We start from the raw sequence: 18570 nt of genomic DNA on the forward strand, positions 1-18570 counted from the left end.
GATTCATTTCCACCATTGAACCCCTGCCATCACCCCTTTTGTGATGGCAGCTTTTTCCCCGTTTCCCTCCCTGCCTCATTTTTCCTGAACGTCAGACAGAAAAAAACCAGCCTTGCGGCTGGCGGTAACAGTCACCATTACTCAAGAATCGGGAGTGAGTCAGGTATCACACTGACATCATGAGCTGCTTTAATGTCACTGAGTATGGACGTAATATACGGAAATAAAAATGGACAGAAAATTGACCGGAGTTCCTCTTTTATGAGCACACCACGCCTCCAGCACCAGTTTATCCGCCTGTGGCAGCATCATCAGGGTCAGGAAACCGATACCACACTTCAGGAAATCGCCGATATCCTGCACTGCTCCCGCCGCCATGTCCGTTCTCTGCTCAACAGCATGCAGACCGCAGGCTGGCTCAGCTGGCAGGCGGAAACCGGACGGGGTAAGCGCTCACGGCTCAGTTTTCTGCAAAGCGGCCGGGATTTACAGCACGCCCGCGCCGAACTGCTGATTGAGCAGGATAATATCGAAAAACTGGTGGCGATGGTCAATGATAAGGATGCGATGCGCCAGATGGTGCTGTCCCAGCTTGAGCGCAGCTTCCGGCAGGGAAAAAGCCTGCTGCGCATTGTCTATTACCGTCCTTTTTATAATCTGCTGCCCGGCTCACCGCTGCGCCGCTCAGAGGTTCATCTGCTGAGTCAGATTTTTAACGGGCTGACCGCGATAAATGAGGAAAACGGGGAAGCGGTTCCGGCGCTGGCACACCACTGGCAGCAGAGCGGTGAAAAACAGTGGCGTTTCTGGCTGCGTCCGGCGATTTTTTTCCATCACGGCCGTGAATTGCAGATGGTGGATATCATTTCCTCTTTTGAGCGGCTGCGCGACACACATCCGCTGTTCAGTCATATCCGCACTGTCCGCTCGGATATGCCTTATATTATTGATATCACGCTGAGTGAGGCTGACAGCTGGTTTCCGGTACTGACCGGCAGCCCGCACGCCGCGATTCTGCCCCATGAGTGGCAGGAACTGCCGGATTTCGCCCGCCATCCGGTCGGTACCGGGCCGTATCAGGTCGTCTGTAATAATGACCGCAAACTGACTATACGCGCCTTTGATCACTATTACGGCTTCCGCGCCCTGCTGGATGAAGTCTCTGTGCTGGTGGTGCCGGAACTGGAAGAGAAAATGGTCTGCACCACACTGCATATCGGTGCTGACGGCCCGGAGCGGGATTCACTCGACAGCCGGATGGAGGAAGGCTGCTATTTTCTGCTGCACGATGCACGTTCGGCAAAAGGGGAACGGGAAGATATCCGCCGCTGGCTCAACAGCCTGATGACACCGGTCAATCTGCTGTATCACTGCGAGCCTCTCTATCAGCGCCACTGGTGGCCTGCTTACGGTCTTCTGCTACGCTGGCATCACAGTAAGCTTATCCCGCCCTGCGAAAAACCGGCGGATTTGACAGAACTGACTCTGACGTACTATCAGGATCACCACGAATATCATGCCATCGGTAAATTATTACAGCAGTTGCTGGCGGAACAGGGTGTAAAACTGACGATTAACATCACTGATTACGATACCTGGTTTAACGGTGATTGTGACAGTGATTTCTGGCTGGCCACCGCCAACTTTTATAAGCCGCTGGAGTTTTCCGTCTTTGCCACCTTGTATGAGCTGCCGCTGCTGCGCCGCTGTCTGGGGGATGATCTGCACACGCCGCTGAAGCAATGGCGGCAGCGCTCACTGTCACTGGCGGCATGGTGTGAACACATCATTGATCAGCAGATGTTGTTCCCGCTGTTCCATCACTGGCTTGAATTACAGGGTCAACGCAGTATGCGGGGAGTCAAAATGAATACCTTCGGCTGGTTCGACTTTAAATCCGCCTGGTTTACCCCTCCTGAAAGTTAATTCACAGAAAAAGGCAAAGTTATAAACACCCTCCGATAAAAAACCGGCTTTTATTCACGTTTTCTGTGGATATAGTTGTGAAAAACGCAAGGGTAATGGGGGTATAGTTTTTAACAGACCACGGTTGATAAAATCACAACCGTTAAATAAACCCTGATAAATCATTTCGATGCAGAAATAAAAAAAGAGAATCGTCTGAAAAATTAAACGGTATTTTTTTCCGCAGACTTACACAGGACAAAAAATGACCACACCCGGGGTTATCCACAGATTGTGGCTCATCCGTGAGCAAAACCCCTGCTGACACGCGAAAACAAGCGGAAGTCAAGCCTGTAAATCAAACCAGTAGTGAGGTCATTTTCCACTTATCCCATAAAGCTGTGGATAACTCAGTGTAAGATCCTGTTCATTGTCTGAGGATGCAGGTGCACAACCCGGCGGGGTTATTCCTGCGACGAAAATTAATAGCTATATATCAATAAATTAGATAATATTTATTTTTCATTCATGCCTATGTATTATTTTACCGGATATTACTGTTCAACTTTTAAGCATATAACATGACATCTCTTTTTCCGTCCCCGCTGCCCCCGGCCAGTGAGTCAGAACTGCTCAGCCGCGCGCAATCCCTTGCCGGTGCTACTTTCGGTGAGCTGGCCGGCTGCGCCGGTATACCGGTACCGCCGGATCTGCGCCGTGATAAAGGCTGGGTCGGAATGCTGCTGGAATACTGGCTGGGCGCGGAAGCAGGCAGTAAGGCCGAGCAGGATTTCGCTCACCTGGGCGTCGAGCTGAAAACCATCCCTGTGGATGAATCCGGTGTGCCGCTGGAAACCACCTTTGTCTGCGTGGCACCGCTGACCGGCAACAGCGGCGTGACCTGGGCCGAGTGTCATGTGCGTCATAAACTCTCCCGCGTGTTATGGGTGCCGGTGGAAGGTGCGCGTCATATCCCGCTGGCAGAGCGCCGTGTCGGCTCACCGCTGCTGTGGTCGCCGTCTGATGAGGAAGAGCGCCTGCTGCGTGCCGACTGGGAAGAACTGATGGATATGATTGTGCTGGGAAAAGTGGAGCAAATCACCGCCCGTCACGGCCAGGTCATGCAGATCCGCCCGAAAGCGGCCAACAGCCGGGCACTCACAGAAGCTATCGGTCCGCACGGACAGCCGATACAAACACTACCGCGCGGCTTTTATCTGAAGAAAAATTTCACCGCGCCTTTACTTAAACGCTATTTCCGGTGCTGATCACTGTTTTGGGAGTTTGCTCCCGGTAAATATGAATCGCTTCAGTCATTAATACCTGTCCGAAAATAATGACAACAGGAGTGTTCCGGATGAAAAAAAATTTACTGACACTTTCACTTGCAGCTGCATTACTGACTCCCGCCCTTCCCGCTTTTGCTGATACATCCGCCGCTGATATGACACTGGAACAGGTTCTGGTGATGAGCCGCCACAATCTGCGTACCCCGATTGTCAACACCGGTATTCTGACCGAAATCACCGATAAAACCTGGCCGGCGTGGGATGCGCAGAGCGGTTACCTGACCACCAAAGGCGGCGCGCTGGAAGTCTATATGGGACACTATTTCCGCGAGTGGCTGGATGAGAACAAACTGCTGCCGGATACTCTGTGCCCCACCGGTGAAAAAGAGCTGAATGTGTATGCCAACAGTCTTCAGCGCACTATCGCCACCGCGCAGTTCTTTACCGCCGGTGCGTTCCCGGGCTGTACAATCACCGTCAATCACCAGCCGGAAATCGGCACCATGGACCCGGTGTTTAACCCGATCATTACCAATGACAGCGCAGAGTTCAAACAGGCAGCTCTCGCCGCCATGGAGAGCCATTATAAAGGGCTGGATCTGACGCCGGGCTATCAGGCACTGAATAACGTACTGAATATCAAAGACTCGGAACAGTGCAAAACCAATAAACTCTGTTCACTGGCGGACGGCAAAAACAGCTTTATTATTGAAGCCGGTAAAGAGCCGGGCGTGAAAGGGCCGCTGAAAATGGCTAACTCCGCCGTGGATGCCATCGACCTGCAATATTATGAAGGTTTCCCGGCAGACCAGGTCGCCTGGGGCGAAGTCACCACACCAGCGCAGTGGACTGTCCTTAATACGCTGAAAAACGGCTACCAGGAATCCCTGTTTACCCCGCGTATCATTGCAAAAAATGTCGCGCATCCGCTGCTGAACTACATTAATCAGCACTTTGCCGCCGCCGCGCCGGGCAGTGAAGCGAAGTTTACCTTCCTGGCCGGGCATGACTCCAATATTGCCTCGCTGCTTTCCGCACTGGAATTTAAACCGTATCAGTTACCGGAACAGTATGAACATACGCCAATCGGCGGCAAATTAGTGTTCCAGCGCTGGACAAATAAAGCGGATAATAAATCCTATGTGAAGATTGACTATATTTATCAGTCCTCCGATCAGCTGCGGAATAACAGTTATCTGTCCTTAAAAACACCACCGCAAAAAGTCACACTGGAACTGAAAAACTGTCCGGTTGATAAAAACGGTTATTGCGGATGGGAAACGTTCCAAAAAGTGATGAACGACAGTTTGTCAGAATAAACATTATATTTTCATACTCACGCCCGGCTTACCGTTGCCGGGCTCTTTATTTATATCCCCGTCACGCTTCGGATAACACTGATAGATTAAGACACCGTAAGCCGCTACTATTTAACAATCTGAAAATCATCACGATATTTTATTACTCATTTATCAGTATCGGCACCCGTCCGGGAATTAACGGTCATATACCGGGCTGAATACACGGATATCATTAATACGATGAAATATTTAAAATCATTACCTATTCCATTATTTATTATTGCAACTGTCTTAATAAGTTCAGGTTGCAGTCAGAAAAACTATGATGTCGATACCGGTGAAAAAATAATATATCCCTCCTCTGACGGTGTATTACTGGGCGCCTGTGATAAATGGACACTGAAGGATGAACAAGTCCGGAAATTAATTTCCATGAGTAAACCCTACACGGCACTGCCATACGGCGAATACAGCCAGACGCCGTGTAATATGAGCGGTACAGTGGTCATTAACGGCAAAACCTGGGATTACCTGCTTAACGGCGGCGGGATTATCACACTGAGTATTGATGGCATGGTGCGCTACCGCGGCTGCAATACCAGTGCCTGCAAACCGTATCTTCTGCTGCCTTACCGGGGGAAATCTTTTGCCGTCAAAGATGGTGATACGCTGGTAACAGAAAACGACAGCACTGAAAACCGGGGTAAACTGCTGAGCCGTGAAAGTGTCGCACAACGGCAGCAGCACAATAGTGATCCGGGAATGGTTTCCGGTGCGCCGTCTGACGGCACGATGGTGAATCAGGAGACAGGTCCGGAATTATTCCGGCCGGATAACGGCCAGATGCGCAGACCTGACGCACAACCGGTCACCGGTGGTCAGAGCGGACAAACAGCGCCTCAGGGACAGCCGGGCACACCGGTTTCTTCAGAGCGCAACGGAAAAGTACCGTCCGCACGACCAAAAACTGAAAGCAGCCGTACGCCATCGGTGAAAGACAAGATTATCTCCGCGGCAGAATCGGCCATGCCATCCGCAGAGATTGAGGCGCCGTCAATATCCGCGCCGGAAGTGGGGTTCTCCGTTCCGGGAACATCAGCCCCCTCTGTTGATGTCAAAGCCCCGTCAATCAGCCTGCCGGCAGCAGAAATTTCTGTTCCGGCACTGAAAACGCCGTTCTGATTGTCTCTGACGTACAAAAACCCGCCTCCGGCGGGTTTTTTAATACCTGCTCCGCCGCATATTCCGTGCTCTGTTTCAGGCTGCCCATATAACAATCCATACCGTCGGTAAACAGATGGAACAGACAACCGACCGCCACTGCCCGCACTTTCCATGACGGGATCAGCAGCAAAACAAGATAAACAGCCGCAGCCCACACGGTATGCAGCGGATGAAAACCGACACTGCACCGATCCGGATCAAATACCGGGTCCGCCAGCAGGTGATCCGCATCTATCACCATGGTGGCAATCATAATAATTGACGCGGCTTTCCAGTGCTGACGCCAGAACAGCCGGGCAAACAGAACCGGTACCAGAAAATGGCAGCCGTAATGCAGGATATTCCGGAAAATTTCAAATGCCACAGTGACTCCGCTGACGGGTTATCCGTTTTAATGACGGCTATCATAACGGAAATAACGGAGGCTATCCGGCAAAAAAGAGTGTCATCCGTAAAAAGACTGAAACACACCATATTCAGGGTAACTGCGCCGTCATTAACTGGTCTGCTTTGCGGGTTTATCGCTGCATTGTCTTAAGTAAATGAAGAAGATCGGGTATATTAGCCCCTGATTGTTGGCTACCAAGAAAAAATAACTATGATTATCAAACCTAAAATTCGTGGTTTTATCTGCACTACCGCTCACCCGGCGGGCTGTGAAGCCCATGTTCGTGAGCAAATCGCCCGTGTGAAATCCTGCGGCGAACTGAAAAACGGCCCTAAAAAGGTTCTGGTGATTGGTGCATCCACCGGTTACGGTCTGGCTTCCCGTATTAATGCCGCTTTCGGCAGCGGTGCGGCGACTATCGGTGTATTTTTCGAAAAGCCGGGCAGCGAAAGCAAAACCGGTTCTGCCGGCTGGTACAACGCAGCGGCTTTTGATAAAGCCGCCAAAGAAGAAGGCCTGTATGCAAAAAGCATCAACGGGGATGCCTTCTCTGATGAATGCCGTCAGACCGTTATTGATCTGATTAAACAGGACCTGGGCCAGATCGATCTGGTTGTTTACTCTCTGGCATCGCCGGTCCGTAAAATGCCGGAAACCGGTGAAATTGTCCGTTCCGCCCTGAAACCTATCGGCGAACCGTACAAATCTGTCGCGCTGGATACCAACAAAGACGTACTGATCGAAGCCGTTGTTGAACCGGCCAATGAGCAGGAAATTGCCGACACCGTCAAAGTGATGGGTGGTCAGGACTGGGAACTGTGGATGAACGCATTAGAGGAAGCCGGTGTTCTGGCGGATAATGCTCAGTCTGTTGCCTACTCCTATATCGGTACTGATTTAACCTGGCCGATTTACTGGCACGGTACGTTAGGTAAAGCAAAAGAAGATTTGGATCGCGCAGCAGCGGCCATTAATCAGAAATTGCAGGCCAAAGGCGGCGCAGCCTATGTTGCCGTACTGAAATCAGTCGTCACCCAGGCGTCTTCCGCCATTCCGGTAATGCCGTTATATATCTCTATCGTGTTTAAGATCATGAAAGAGAAAGGCATTCACGAAGGCTGTATTGAACAGACTCAGCGTTTATTTGCCACCAAACTGTTTAATGGCACATCACCGGAAACCGATGAAAAACAGCGTCTGCGCCTGGATGACTGGGAATTACGCGATGATGTTCAGAACACCTGCCGTGAAATCTGGCAGCAACTGACAGATGATAACATCAATGATTTAACCGACTATCAGGGCTATAAAGCGGAATTCCTCCGTTTATTCGGCTTTGGTCTGGACGGCGTGGATTATGATGCGGATTTAAGCGGTGAAGTTAGCTTCGACGTAAAAGAATTAGTGTAATCATCACTGAAAAACCCGCCGCAGCCCTGATAATTCAGCGGCTGCGGCGAGTTTTCTTTTATCGGACGGTTCAGCGGGTTTCGCAGACCAGCCAGTAATAATGGTTATTATTGAATCCGAACTCATCCAGCACGGTCAGCCCGAGCTTACGGGTGTGCGCAGCATAAGAGCGCGGATTAACCTTGTTGATAAAGGTAACCAGGATATCAAACCGCTGCGACATTTTTTCCAGCGCAAACGCAAACAGCCCTTCCAGCACACCCTGCCCGCGCAGTGATGCATCAATACAGACCGGACCGTACTGATAGGAATTCTCCGTCGTCAGCGTCTGACCGGCAAAGGTATAATCCCCCAGTTTATCAATCATATGAGCAAACAGCGGCCACGGTGACCAGTACTGCCAGGATGCCGCCATCACAAACGCCACGACCTTTCCGTCCTGTTTCGCGACAAATAATCCCTGCTCATTCTCTATCAGATCAATCATCTGCTCATCACTCATCTGTGTGGTGACAAAGCCGTCCGGCTTGTCTTCTTCACTGATGGTGGTCAGATGATATCGTTTTAATAAGGCTTTTACCTGATCCATATCTGCCGGTTCAGCAACACAATATTCCATCGTTATTCTCCGTTATCATTGTTATTCTGCGGCGGGAGGTACCGCAATATCCGCAATGCGATCATGACCGATCACACTGAAATAGTCATCCGCAGCCAAAGAGAGGGATCTCACCAGCTCACCGGCATTAAAAAATACCCGTCCGGCACCGGTCAGACGCTTGTCAACATACAGCGTCATCTCGTCATTAAAGCTGAACGGCGGAACAGCCCCCATCGGGCAGCCGGTCAGCGCCTGTGCTGTTTCCGGCGCGGCAAACGAGGCTTTTTTTCCGCCCGCCAGCTTCGCGATATGTTTAAAATTAACTTTGCAGTCGCCCGGCACAATCGCCAGCACATAGCGGATTTCCGGTGTGCTGCCGGTGACCTGCAACACCATGGCTTTTGCCGCCTGGCTGAGTTTATTCCCCCGGATTTTACTTATCGCGTCAGAACGGCCTTCCGCCGGATGTTCGATCACCTCAAAGGACACCCCGCGGGAATCCAGTAAACGGGTGATTTTGTCAAATGTTGTCATATAAACCTCACAGTCAGCCGGAGAAATCCTTGCGTCATAATTTACTCTCAACGTACTCTTACAGAAACACACAGAACCCGTAAGAATGAGGCAGAACAGATGGCACCGCTTCCGCGCTACCGGCAGATGGCCGATCAGATAAAACAGGCTGTCCGCGAGGGCGTTTTACCGCCGGACAGCCGTCTGCCGTCCGTGCGCATTCTGGCGGCACAGTACAATGTCAGCCTGACCACCGCGCTGAAAGTGCTGCGCACGCTGGAAGATGAACATGTTGCGGTGGCGCGGCCGAAATCCGGCTTTTTTGTCGCGCCTGTACAGCCGGTTGCGGCGGAAAACCGCAGCACAGAGACACTCACCGCTGATTTTGCCCCGCTGGATGAACAGACAGAACTGCATATGTCGATGGTCGGCGAAGAGTGCCGTGTCCGGCTGGATCTGGCGAACGGCCGCCGGGAGCTTTATCCGGTCAGAAAGCTGAGTCTTATCATGCGTCAGCTCAGTTACAGCAAACCGTTTCTGCTGGGGGATTCGGTCAAAGGCACCGGCTATACCCCGCTGAAAGAGGAAATCGCCCGCCGGGCGGTCAGCTATGGCTGTCATATCACTCCGGAAACGCTGCTGATCACTAACGGTTGTATTGAAGCGTTATCACTGGCGCTGCGTGCCACCCTCAGCCCCGGGGATGCGGTGGCGGTGGAATCTCCCTGTTACTTTGTGCTGTTACAGATGCTGCGTAATCTCAATCTGCGGCTGACCGAAGTGGATGCCTGTGATGAGGGGTATGTTGACTGCGATAAACTCACCGCCCTGTTCCGCCGCAAAGCAGTAAAAGCCTTTGTTACGCTCGCCAACGTCAATAACCCGCTGGGTAAAACGATCCCGGATGAAGTCAAAGCGGAAATCACCCGTCAGGCAGACGAAAACGGCGTCATCATTATTGAGGATGATACCTTCGGCGATGCCGCATTCGGCGGGCAGCGCCCGTTCCCGATGCGGGCATTCAGCCATAATGTCATTCTGTGCAGCGGATTTTCCAAAACCATCGCGCCCGGCGTGCGTATCGGCTGGGTTCACAGTCAGCATTACATGCGTAAAATCACCTCACTGAAATACACCTCATCCATGGGATCACAGGTACTGCCGCAGGCCGCCATCAGTGAACTGCTGAGCAACGGCGGTTATGACGCCCACCTGCGCAGATTACGCCGTGAACTGGCGGAGCAGGTACACAATATCCGCCGTGCCGTACTGCGGGAATTTCCGCCGGGCACCACCGTGACCGAACCGGAGGGCGGTTATGTATTATGGGTTACCATGCCGGAAGGCAGTCTGAATGTGCGGGAACTGTTTCTCAATGCACGCGCGGAAGGGATCGGGATTGCGCCGGGGCATATTTTTGCCACCGACAACCGCTATGACCGCTGTTTCCGGCTCAATGCCGGGTTCGGTTGTGATACGGAAGTGGAGGATGCCATCACCCGGCTGGCACAATGGTGCCGGGAATCACTGCAAAAACACTGCCGCTGAGCGGCAGTGTGAGATTGCTGACAAAGCAGGAATTACTGAAAATCACGATCGCTGTACAGTCTGGTCTGTTTGACGGCATTAATATCTTTGGTACCGCCCAGCATCATATTGATGCGTAATTCTTTATTCAGTTGCTGAATAACAGAATTTACCCCTTCCGCCCCGCCCAGATTCAGGCCATACAGAACCGGACGGCCGACAGCAACCACATCCGCACCGCTTGCCAGCGCTTTAAAGACGTGCGAACCACGGCGCACACCACTGTCAAACACGATTGGCACACGTTTGTTCACCACTTTTGCAATGGAAGGCAGCACATCAAAAGAGGCCGGTCCGCTGTCCAGCTGACGACCGCCGTGGTTTGATACCCAGATGGCATCCGCACCCGCCTCAATGACGCGGTCAGCATCTTCCGGTGACTGAATACCTTTCACAATGACCGGCAGACCGGACAATTTTTTCACATACTGAATATCATCCGGAGTAAATGCCTGTTTGGCCTGAGCGTAGATCTCGCTGATCCCCGCGCCTTTCCCGGTTTTGGAGCCGTCATTATTCTGTGCGGCAAACAATTCAAGGTTGGCAAATCCTAACGGGAACTGGAAATTGTTGCGTAAATCATCCTCACGCCAGCCGCCGACCGGAGAATCCACGGTCAGAATAATCGCTTTGGCACCACTTTCTTTCGCCCGTTTCAGGGTGAATTCATTAAACGCATTATTTTTGCTCATATAGAGCTGGAAGAAGAACGGATGTCCGTCAGATACCGCCGCCACTTCCTCAATAGTTTTATTTCCGTAGGTGCTGAGAGAGAAAACAGAACCTGCTTTTGCCATGCCTTTTGCCGTGGCAATTTCCCCGTCACGGTGTGCCAGCCCCTGTGCCGCCATCGGTGCCTGAATGACAGGCGTTGCCAGAGGTATGCCCAGGAATGACGTTGAGAGATCGATATCCTTTAATTCAATTCCCTGCATCACCCGCGGCATAATATATTTGCGATCAAAACCGGCGGTATTATCACGCATATTTTTTTCATCTTCCGCACCACCACGGATATAACCGAATGCCCCTTTGTCCATATTGGCTTTTACCTGTGATTCCAGGTCATTCAGGTTAACAATTTTCACCGGCCCTTCTTTGGTACTGGCTTTATACTCTGCCGCGTACGCGGTACTCAGTGTCATTGCCAGCCCCAGCGCCGCAACGGCAAATACACCTGCTTTTGATTTTTGCATAATATGATTCCTGTTCCCGGTATACATTTATTGTTTAATTGCTTCAGCCTGAATTTTCAGTGACATATTCGCCGAAATACCGGCATCGGCGAGAAAATCAACGCCCCACTGAGTACGATCAATCGTGGTTTCAAAATCACCGCCGCAGACATCTGCTTTAAATACCGGACTGAAATAACAGCCGAATTTCGTTACCTGTAACTGTACCGGATGTGTTTTTCCTTTGATCGTTAAATTACCATCCACCGACATCAGTTTATTTCCGGAAAAATGCCATTTTGATGAATCAAATTTAATCTCCTGATATTTTTCCGCATCAAGAATATCTGCACTCAGCATATGCTGATTAAATCCGTCAATCCCGGTATTCAGGATTTTCACCGGAATAGTGACCTGAACATGCCCGGTTTGTTTCTCCGGTGAATAGGCCATATCACCGGTAATATTATAAAAACCGCCGCTGTTGGTAGAGGTATTAAAATGATCAATATAGAACACCGCTTTGGTATGGCCCGGATCTAATTTATAGTCAGCCGCCTGTGCGCTATTCCATAAAAACAGTGAAGCAAACAGCGTTAAGCCGATCTTTTTCATTCTTTCTTTCCTGATTAATATTCTGACAGTCGCCGCCTCTCTTTCTGCGGCCCCGATGCCGCTAACAATACGATGTTCCTTTTCCTGCCGGTAGAGCGGATATTGATAAACACTGTTCTGAAAACAGGATAATCCGGGTATCATAAAACTGTTCTGTTTCTGCAACAGTGAAACCTGTTTTCATGACTACTCCCTGACGATTTCCGCCCTTATTATCAATTCATACATAATTATCAGGAGAGACATCATGAGAAACATTATCGGCACCTACCGTGCACCAAAAGGCCATTGGGTCGGCGACGGATTCCCGGTCAGCCAGATGTTTTCCTACAGTAATCACGGCAAACATCTCAACCCGTTTATCCTGCTCGACCGCGCCGGACCTGCGGATTTCCCGGCATCAGCAGGCGCTAACCGTGGGGTTGGTGAACACCCGCACCGCGGCTTTGAAACGGTAACTATCGTCTATGACGGCGAGGTGGCGCATCACGACTCCACCGGTCAGGGCGGTGTTATCGGTAAAGGGGATGTGCAGTGGATGACTGCGGCATCCGGTATTCTGCATCAGGAATACCATTCTGACCGCTTTATGCGGGAGGGCGGCACACTGGATATGGTGCAGTTGTGGGTGAATCTGCCTGCTTCCGCAAAATCCGCCGCGCCGGGTTATCAGTTACTGAAAAACAGCGCCATTCCGGCGGTCACATTGCCGAATGACGCGGGAACACTGCGGGTGATTGCCGGGGAATATGCCGGGGCACGCGGCCCGGCCCGGACGTTTACCGAAATGGATGTGTGGGATCTGCGCCTGAAAGCCGGAAAAGTCACCGGCCTGACGGCAAAAGCCAGCCGCAACGCCGGGCTGATTGTCCTGCACGGCAGCATTTATGTCGACAGCCGTGCACCGCTGCACACCGGCGAACTGATGATTCTGGACGGCACTGACAGCACCATTCTGCTGGAAGCAACCGAAGATGCGGTTGTCCTGTTCCTCAGCGGCGAGCCGATTGATGAGCCGGTTGTCGGTTACGGCCCGTTTGTAATGAACAGCGAGCAGGAAATCCGCGAAGCTATCGAGGATTTCAACAACGGCCGTTTCGGACAGATCCCGGCTGAGTAAGACAGATGAGGCAAATACGTCCGTTATTTGCCTCACAAAATGAGGCGAATAGCGTGGTTATTTGCCTCATCCTCTTATTATCCTTTATTCAGACAATAGCGGCTGCTGCGCCCCCCGCTTTCACTTTCTGTCAGATAACCAGACTCAACCAAATCAGCCAGATGCCGTGTTGCACTGGCGCGACTGACTTTTGCTGCTGACATATACTGCCGGTTATTAACACCGTCAGAAAAATCACCGTCCAGCATCCGGTTCAGTACTTTGGCCTGCTCCGGTTTCAGCCGGTTCTGATCAAACCGGTGCCAGTATCTGGTTTTTTCCAGTGTCCGCCTGATTTGCGCCAGCGTTGCGCCGACAGACACCACCAGCATTTTCACAAACCAACTCAGCCACGGCGTAATGTCCGTTCCCTGCCGTTGTGTCTGCTCCAGCACATTATAATATTCTTTACGGTGCTCATTGATGGTCTGCGACATTGCATATAACCGCACAGTACTGTTTTCTGCCTGAGCCAGTGCCAGATCCATAATAAGACGCCCAATCCGGCCATTCCCGTCTTCAAAAGGATGAATGGTCAGAAACCACAAATGGGCAATACCTGCCCGTAAAACGGGATCAATACCGGGATTATCTCTGCTTTCATTAAACCAGGTGATAAATGCGTTTATTTCTGCATCCACCCGATCCGCCGGAGGGGCCTCAAAATGAATGACCGGTTTATCCAGCCTGCCGGATACCACCTGAACGGCTCCGGAACGGAAACACCCTCCGGTTGTCCGGTTAAAAAGGTTGTCATTTTCAGGGAATAACCAGGTATGCCATTTCAGAAGACGAGCCGCAGAAAGCGGTTCACCGGGATTATTGATTGCATCCAGAGCTGACTCCACCAGACCTTCCGTACGTTTATCCGCCGGATAAGAGACCTCCTCAGAAATACCAAGGTGATTCGCCAGTGATGATCTGACAGAACGGGCATCCGGTTTTTCTCCCTCAATATCACTTGAGTAGATAATATTTGCCAGAAGCGTATCCAGTATCTTATCTTCAGCAAGATCAAGCGCTTTATTGCTGCCGTATAAATCACCCTGAAGAAATGCAGCTTCCCGCAGCAGCGGTAGTAACTGCTGCAAATCATACGTAAATCCGGGCCAGCTATGATGTTCCCATATCCACATACTGCCTCCGATGAGTAGAATAACACCGCTATTCTACTCACTAATTGAGGCGAATAGAATGATTATTTGCCTCACTATCCCCCCGCCCCCGAAAACGCCGCCGTCTGCGGAACATGCTCCGCCAGATAATTCAGCAGCGCCTGCACAGCAGGTAATAACCCTTTGCGGGACGGGAAAACCGCGTGGATCACATCTTCCGGGAACTGCCAGTCCGGCAGGACACGGACAAGCCGCCCGGCATTCAAATCGTTAAGCGCCACACCTTCCGGCAGCCGGGCAATACCCAGCCCTTTGCATGCCGCACGATGCAGTGTCATGACATCCGTTGTGGCCAGGCGTGCCGTGAGGTGTTTGGTGATGCTGCTGCCGTCTTCGCTGGTCAGTGTCAGCGTGTAGTTCTGTTTTTGTTCGCTGTTGGCGAGGATCGGGAATTCTGTCAGATCATCCGGATGCTGCGGTGCCGCTTTTCCGGCAAATAACAGCGGCGAGGCGACCAGCACACGGCGTGAATATCCGAGGACTTTCATGGTCAGTCCGGAATCATCCAGCGGAAGAGAGCGCACCCGCAGTGCAAGATCAAACCCTTCACTGATCACATCCACCGGACGGTTAACCGCCAGGATCTGCACATCAATATCCGGATATTTCACCATAAAATCGGTCAGCAGATCCTGAAGATAGGCCTGTAACAGTGCGACCGGACAGGAAAACTTCACGCTGCCGCGCGGATGTCCCTGTACCGAGCAGATAATCTCTTCAGCAATTTCCGCCTCATCAATCACGTTTTTGCACTGCTGGTAGAAAGCCTGCCCGACCTCAGTAACATGAAACTGACGGGTGGAGCGGTAGATAAGTGAGATATTCAGTTTTTGTTCCAGGTCAGCAATACGCCTGCTGAGCCGGGATTTCGGAATGCCCAGTGCTTCTCCTGCCGGCGAAAATCCGCCGTATTCCACCACTTTCACAAAATAATAAAGGTCATTCAGATCGTATTTCATGCCTGTCACCCGCAGCGTTATCCTGCTGGTCAGTATACATAAAAAAATCCGCCGCATTCAGCATGCGGCGGATGTCTGTGAATATAAACGCAATAATTTAGCGGTAAACGATACCACCGTCGGTCAGAATCGCCTGACCGGTGATGTAATCCGAGTCATCGCTTGCCAGGAAAGAAACCAGTGCTGCCACATCATCCGGTGTCTGAGCACGGCCCAGCGCAATACCGTCGACATATTTTTTGTAGGTTTCCCCTTTCGGCGCGCCGGTGATTTCAGAGAAACGCTCATCAATTTCCACCCACATATCTGTACCGACGATACCCGGACAGTAAGCGTTCACGGTGATGCCGCTGCTGGCGAACTCTTTGGCCGCTGCCTGTGTCAGTGCGCGGACCGCAAATTTAGTGGCGGAATAGACGCCGAGTAAGGCAAAACCATCATGCCCGGCAATGGATGAGGCGTTAATGATTTTCCCTTTCTGTCCGCGTGCTTTGAATTTGGCCGCTGCGGCCTGAATTCCCCACATGGTACCGTCGACGTTAATACGGAAAATACGATCCATATCCTCCGGCAGAACATCTTCAATCGCTTTAACCTGTGCGATACCGGCGTTATTGACCATAACATCAAAACCGCCCAGCGCTTTTTCTGCTTTATCAACAACCGCAAAAACCTGATCGCGCTGACTGATATCTGCGGTGAATGTCGCTGCTTTACGACCCAGGGCTTCCACTTCTTTTTTAACTTTCGCCAGCCCTTCTTCTTTCAGATCCACCAGCGCGATATCCGCCCCTTCTTTGGCTAACCGTAATGCGATACCACGACCAATCCCCTGCGCAGCGCCGGTAACCAGAATCACTTTACCCGTTAGTGCCATGATGTGCTCCTTAATGAGTGAGGTATTTCGTTATGATATTAATACTCATTTAAAAACATACGCGTTTTTACCCGGGTTGCAAGCCGGTAAGCACAGAATGAGCAACCCTCCGTTTCGAATAAGACGCTATGGATCAACAAATATCGCGCTATCGTATACTTATCAGGTAAATAGGATTATGCCGATAACAATCAGTATATATTTCTATAGTTTTTACTATATCAGGATTAACTCACTGTGAGGGATTATATATGTTATCTGATAAAGTAAATAAATCTGATCATTATGATTTATTAAATGATAATAAGTTAACAAACACAGGGCAACAATCAAAAAGTACCGGCCTTATTAACGAACAGCTGGGTGATTTACCTTTCGTATCTGATCCGGAAATTACAAAAGATATCATATCAAAAATTGAACAGGGCAGTATCACAACCGTCAATGCTGTTGTACTTCACCGTACCGGCGGTGCTTCTATGGCTTCAGCAATTGCCACTTTCAAATCCAGCGCCATCGGGACACACTTTATTATTGATAAAGACGGTACAATAAAACAAACCGCAAATACCGATAAATATACTTATCATATCGGAAAGGTTCGTGCGCGCTGTATGGAAGAAGGTACGTGTAGTGCAGAAGAAGCAAAAAAGATAAAAGATTTCGGCTGGTCACCAGATAAAATTCATACCAATGAAAAAACAAAAAATTATCCTGACCGATATCCGATCAATACAGACAGCCTGGGAATTGAAGTTGTCGGTAAATATAGCAAGTCAACAAAAAGCTGGGATCAGGCAACTGCTCAGCAGAAAAAATCAATCAAATTTCTTATTAAAAAATTACAGAAGACATATAATCTGACAGACAGAGATATTTATGAACATGACAAAATTTCGTATAAAACTGCCGGTGAAGGTGGCGATCTTTATTCTGGCGGGAATTAACAGCGCTTGTGCAGCAGATAAAGCACCGGATATTCGTATGACGTCTCCGGTTGAAAAAATATTGCAGGAAACCACCGATAATACACTCTCGGCAGCCTGCCGCAGCTGGAATCCGGATAGTAATACTATTCAGGCGGTATTTATGCTGAGCCGGGCGTATCCGGAAGAGCCATACTCTCTTTTTTATCAGACCCCATGTGATGTATCAGGAAAGATGACTATTGACGGGCAACCCTGGCAATTTTCCCTTAACGGCGGCGGAATTATGACACTGACCAGCGGAAATAAAACCCTGTACAGGGGATGTTCTGATGCACAGTGCGCCCCTCATATTTTACTGCTGACAGACGCTATGTCGGGTAAGTAACCACTATATTTATTATTTATCTGCCTGATGTAAAAAGACCCGCAGTTGCGGGTCTTTTGTTTTAACGGTGGTAAAACCGGTTTCAGCCTTTTTTCGCGGCCTGGAGATAGAGCATTTCCAGTGCGATAGTTGCGCCGGCCAGCGCTGTGATATCAGACTGGTCATACGCCGGTGCCACTTCCACCAGATCCATCCCGACGATATTGAGCGGCTGAAGACCGCGCAACAGTTTCAGCGCGCGATCGGTTGTCAGACCGCCGATAACAGGAGTACCGGTGCCCGGGGCAAATGCCGGGTCCAGACAGTCGATATCAAAAGTCAGGTAAACCGGCATGTCACCGACAATCGCTTTCACCTGAGCGATCACATCATCCACCGTGCGGTCATTAACCTGCGCGGCATCGATCACGGTGAAACCGTTATCGGTTTCATGCTCGGTACGGATACCAATCTGCACGGAATGCGCCGGGTCAATCAGTCCCTCATTCGGGGCATGATAGAACATGGTGCCGTGGTCAAACTTGCTGCCGTTACCATAAGTATCGGTATGAGCATCGAAATGTACCAGCGCCATCTTACCGAAATGTTTGGCATGTGCGCGCAGCAGCGGCAGAGTAACAAAGTGGTCGCCCCCGAAAGAGAGACATTTTTTACCGGACGCCAGCACTTTCTCTGTGTGCGCCTGCAACTTATCACTCATGTCCTGCGCATCACCGAACGCGAACACCAGATCACCGCAGTCCACCACATTGAGACGCTCACGCATATCGAATGTCCACGGCCAGCGGTTACCTTCCCAGGCCAGATTGGTTGAAATCTGGCGGATCGCTGCCGGTCCCTGACGGGAACCGGCGCGGCCTGAAGTCGCCATGTCAAACGGAACACCGGTGATCACCCAGTCCGCATCACTGGTATACGGCTGGAAATTCAGCGGCAGGCGGAGAAAACCAAACGCATTAGAGACCAGTGAATTATCGGTCTGATTGCCTAATGTGCTGTTAATCATAATGATTCCTTTATCAATGTCTTACTGACACAAAACCGGACGTATTATTCCGCCGGGTATTATTCATCTTAT

18 protein-coding genes are annotated in these 18570 nt (G+C 50.6%); 9 read left to right on the plus strand and 9 right to left on the minus strand.

Going from position 1 to position 18570, the window contains the following annotated elements; translation table 11 throughout:
- The first annotated feature begins 261 nt into the window (after nt 1-261).
- The 4 genes from sgrR to JC793_RS14565 all read left to right on the plus strand — a co-directional run bounded on the left by sgrR (nt 262) and on the right by JC793_RS14565 (nt 5677).
- Entirely contained in the window at nt 262-1926 is a 1665-nt protein-coding gene (sgrR, locus tag JC793_RS14550) for an HTH-type transcriptional regulator SgrR (protein WP_218426505.1), read from the plus strand.
- A gap of 560 nt (nt 1927-2486) precedes the next feature.
- Entirely contained in the window at nt 2487-3173 is a 687-nt protein-coding gene (mutH, locus tag JC793_RS14555) for a DNA mismatch repair endonuclease MutH (RefSeq protein ID WP_218426506.1), read from the plus strand.
- Nucleotides 3174-3262: 89 nt separating this feature from the next.
- Nucleotides 3263-4513 (plus strand): bifunctional glucose-1-phosphatase/inositol phosphatase, encoded by a 1251-nt coding sequence (agp, locus tag JC793_RS14560; RefSeq protein ID WP_052926886.1) that lies wholly within the window; start codon nt 3263-3265, stop codon nt 4511-4513.
- 414 nt (nt 4514-4927) lie between these two features.
- Complete coding sequence (locus tag JC793_RS14565) at nt 4928-5677, plus strand: hypothetical protein (protein ID WP_218426507.1); 750 nt, start codon at nt 4928-4930, stop codon at nt 5675-5677.
- On the opposite strand, the gene JC793_RS14570 is transcribed toward JC793_RS14565, so the two are convergent.
- Entirely contained in the window at nt 5625-6083 is a 459-nt protein-coding gene (locus tag JC793_RS14570) for a DUF6122 family protein (protein WP_214095703.1), read from the minus strand. The genes JC793_RS14565 and JC793_RS14570 overlap by 53 nt on opposite strands.
- Nucleotides 6084-6317: 234 nt before the next feature.
- Between JC793_RS14570 and fabV the strand changes: the two genes are divergently transcribed.
- Complete coding sequence (fabV, locus tag JC793_RS14575; RefSeq protein WP_054423919.1) at nt 6318-7517, plus strand: enoyl-ACP reductase FabV; 1200 nt, start codon at nt 6318-6320, stop codon at nt 7515-7517.
- Between the two features lie 70 nt (nt 7518-7587).
- On the opposite strand, the gene JC793_RS14580 is transcribed toward fabV, so the two are convergent.
- Together JC793_RS14580 and JC793_RS14585 are read right to left on the minus strand one after the other, a co-directional pair.
- A complete protein-coding gene (locus tag JC793_RS14580) occupies nt 7588-8136 on the minus strand; it encodes a GNAT family N-acetyltransferase (protein ID WP_046894523.1) in 549 nt (182 codons plus the stop codon).
- Between the two features lie 21 nt (nt 8137-8157).
- Nucleotides 8158-8652, minus strand: a complete 495-nt coding sequence (locus JC793_RS14585) for a YbaK/EbsC family protein (RefSeq protein ID WP_218426508.1) — start codon at nt 8650-8652, stop codon at nt 8158-8160.
- Between the two features lie 99 nt (nt 8653-8751).
- Here JC793_RS14585 and JC793_RS14590 point away from each other — a divergent pair, with 99 nt between their 5' ends.
- Nucleotides 8752-10179, plus strand: a complete 1428-nt coding sequence (locus tag JC793_RS14590) for an aminotransferase-like domain-containing protein (RefSeq protein ID WP_218426509.1) — start codon at nt 8752-8754, stop codon at nt 10177-10179.
- Nucleotides 10180-10211: 32 nt separating this feature from the next.
- On the opposite strand, the gene JC793_RS14595 is transcribed toward JC793_RS14590, so the two are convergent.
- Both JC793_RS14595 and JC793_RS14600 read right to left on the minus strand, forming a co-directional pair.
- A complete protein-coding gene (locus tag JC793_RS14595; protein WP_410795826.1) occupies nt 10212-11363 on the minus strand; it encodes a lactate oxidase in 1152 nt (383 codons plus the stop codon).
- Nucleotides 11364-11441: 78 nt separating this feature from the next.
- Nucleotides 11442-12008 (minus strand): YceI family protein, encoded by a 567-nt coding sequence (locus tag JC793_RS14600; protein ID WP_218426511.1) that lies wholly within the window; start codon nt 12006-12008, stop codon nt 11442-11444.
- 247 nt (nt 12009-12255) lie between these two features.
- Between JC793_RS14600 and JC793_RS14605 the strand changes: the two genes are divergently transcribed.
- Nucleotides 12256-13128 carry a pirin family protein gene (locus tag JC793_RS14605; RefSeq protein WP_166708359.1) on the plus strand — a complete coding sequence of 291 codons (873 nt, stop codon included), beginning with the start codon at nt 12256-12258 and terminating at the stop codon, nt 13126-13128.
- A 77-nt stretch (nt 13129-13205) separates the two neighbouring features.
- Here JC793_RS14605 and JC793_RS14610 read toward each other — a convergent pair whose 3' ends face one another.
- The 3 genes from JC793_RS14610 to JC793_RS14620 all read right to left on the minus strand — a co-directional run bounded on the left by JC793_RS14610 (nt 13206) and on the right by JC793_RS14620 (nt 16178).
- The gene (locus tag JC793_RS14610) at nt 13206-14303 is read right to left on the minus strand and encodes a Fic family protein (protein WP_218426512.1); all 1098 of its coding nucleotides are present in this window, start codon (nt 14301-14303) and stop codon (nt 13206-13208) included.
- A gap of 74 nt (nt 14304-14377) precedes the next feature.
- Nucleotides 14378-15301: a LysR substrate-binding domain-containing protein gene (locus JC793_RS14615; RefSeq protein ID WP_218426513.1), complete on the minus strand. Its 924-nt coding sequence runs from the start codon at nt 15299-15301 to the stop codon at nt 14378-14380.
- Between the two features lie 97 nt (nt 15302-15398).
- On the minus strand, nt 15399-16178 hold the full coding sequence (locus JC793_RS14620; RefSeq protein WP_052926895.1) for an acetoin reductase: 780 nt from the start codon (nt 16176-16178) through the stop codon (nt 15399-15401).
- 251 nt (nt 16179-16429) lie between these two features.
- On the opposite strand from JC793_RS14620, the gene JC793_RS14625 reads away from it, so the two are divergent.
- Both JC793_RS14625 and JC793_RS14630 read left to right on the plus strand, forming a co-directional pair.
- The gene (locus tag JC793_RS14625) at nt 16430-17125 is read left to right on the plus strand and encodes a peptidoglycan recognition protein family protein (protein ID WP_218426514.1); all 696 of its coding nucleotides are present in this window, start codon (nt 16430-16432) and stop codon (nt 17123-17125) included.
- A gap of 37 nt (nt 17126-17162) precedes the next feature.
- Nucleotides 17163-17492, plus strand: a complete 330-nt coding sequence (locus JC793_RS14630) for a hypothetical protein (protein WP_218426515.1) — start codon at nt 17163-17165, stop codon at nt 17490-17492.
- 82 nt (nt 17493-17574) lie between these two features.
- Here JC793_RS14630 and speB read toward each other — a convergent pair whose 3' ends face one another.
- Nucleotides 17575-18498 (minus strand): agmatinase, encoded by a 924-nt coding sequence (speB, locus tag JC793_RS14635; protein ID WP_052926896.1) that lies wholly within the window; start codon nt 18496-18498, stop codon nt 17575-17577.
- Nucleotides 18499-18570: the final 72 nt, after the last annotated feature.

This window comes from Morganella morganii (assembly GCF_019242955.1).
Taxonomy (GTDB): Bacteria; Pseudomonadota; Gammaproteobacteria; order Enterobacterales; family Enterobacteriaceae; genus Morganella; species Morganella sibonii.

Excerpts from the sequence above, each read along its gene's own strand:
- agp (WP_052926886.1), top strand. The coding sequence starts at position 3,263 with ATGAAAAAAAATTTACTGACACTTTCACTTGCAGCTGCATTACTGACT.
- JC793_RS14565 (WP_218426507.1), top strand. The coding sequence starts at position 4,928 with ATGAGTAAACCCTACACGGCACTGCCATACGGCGAATACAGCCAGACG.
- JC793_RS14620 (WP_052926895.1), bottom strand. The coding sequence starts at position 16,178 with ATGGCACTAACGGGTAAAGTGATTCTGGTTACCGGCGCTGCGCAGGGG.
- speB (WP_052926896.1), bottom strand. The coding sequence starts at position 18,498 with ATGATTAACAGCACATTAGGCAATCAGACCGATAATTCACTGGTCTCT.
- JC793_RS14600 (WP_218426511.1), bottom strand. The coding sequence starts at position 12,008 with ATGAAAAAGATCGGCTTAACGCTGTTTGCTTCACTGTTTTTATGGAAT.
- mutH (WP_218426506.1), top strand. The coding sequence starts at position 2,487 with ATGACATCTCTTTTTCCGTCCCCGCTGCCCCCGGCCAGTGAGTCAGAA.
- sgrR (WP_218426505.1), top strand. The coding sequence starts at position 262 with ATGAGCACACCACGCCTCCAGCACCAGTTTATCCGCCTGTGGCAGCAT.
- JC793_RS14630 (WP_218426515.1), top strand. The coding sequence starts at position 17,163 with ATGACGTCTCCGGTTGAAAAAATATTGCAGGAAACCACCGATAATACA.
- fabV (WP_054423919.1), top strand. The coding sequence starts at position 6,318 with ATGATTATCAAACCTAAAATTCGTGGTTTTATCTGCACTACCGCTCAC.
- JC793_RS14590 (WP_218426509.1), top strand. The coding sequence starts at position 8,752 with ATGGCACCGCTTCCGCGCTACCGGCAGATGGCCGATCAGATAAAACAG.
- JC793_RS14605 (WP_166708359.1), top strand. The coding sequence starts at position 12,256 with ATGAGAAACATTATCGGCACCTACCGTGCACCAAAAGGCCATTGGGTC.
- JC793_RS14595 (WP_410795826.1), bottom strand. The coding sequence starts at position 11,363 with ATGACACTGAGTACCGCGTACGCGGCAGAGTATAAAGCCAGTACCAAA.
- JC793_RS14585 (WP_218426508.1), bottom strand. The coding sequence starts at position 8,652 with ATGACAACATTTGACAAAATCACCCGTTTACTGGATTCCCGCGGGGTG.
- JC793_RS14615 (WP_218426513.1), bottom strand. The coding sequence starts at position 15,301 with ATGAAATACGATCTGAATGACCTTTATTATTTTGTGAAAGTGGTGGAA.
- JC793_RS14580 (WP_046894523.1), bottom strand. The coding sequence starts at position 8,136 with ATGGAATATTGTGTTGCTGAACCGGCAGATATGGATCAGGTAAAAGCC.
- JC793_RS14610 (WP_218426512.1), bottom strand. The coding sequence starts at position 14,303 with ATGTGGATATGGGAACATCATAGCTGGCCCGGATTTACGTATGATTTG.
- JC793_RS14625 (WP_218426514.1), top strand. The coding sequence starts at position 16,430 with ATGTTATCTGATAAAGTAAATAAATCTGATCATTATGATTTATTAAAT.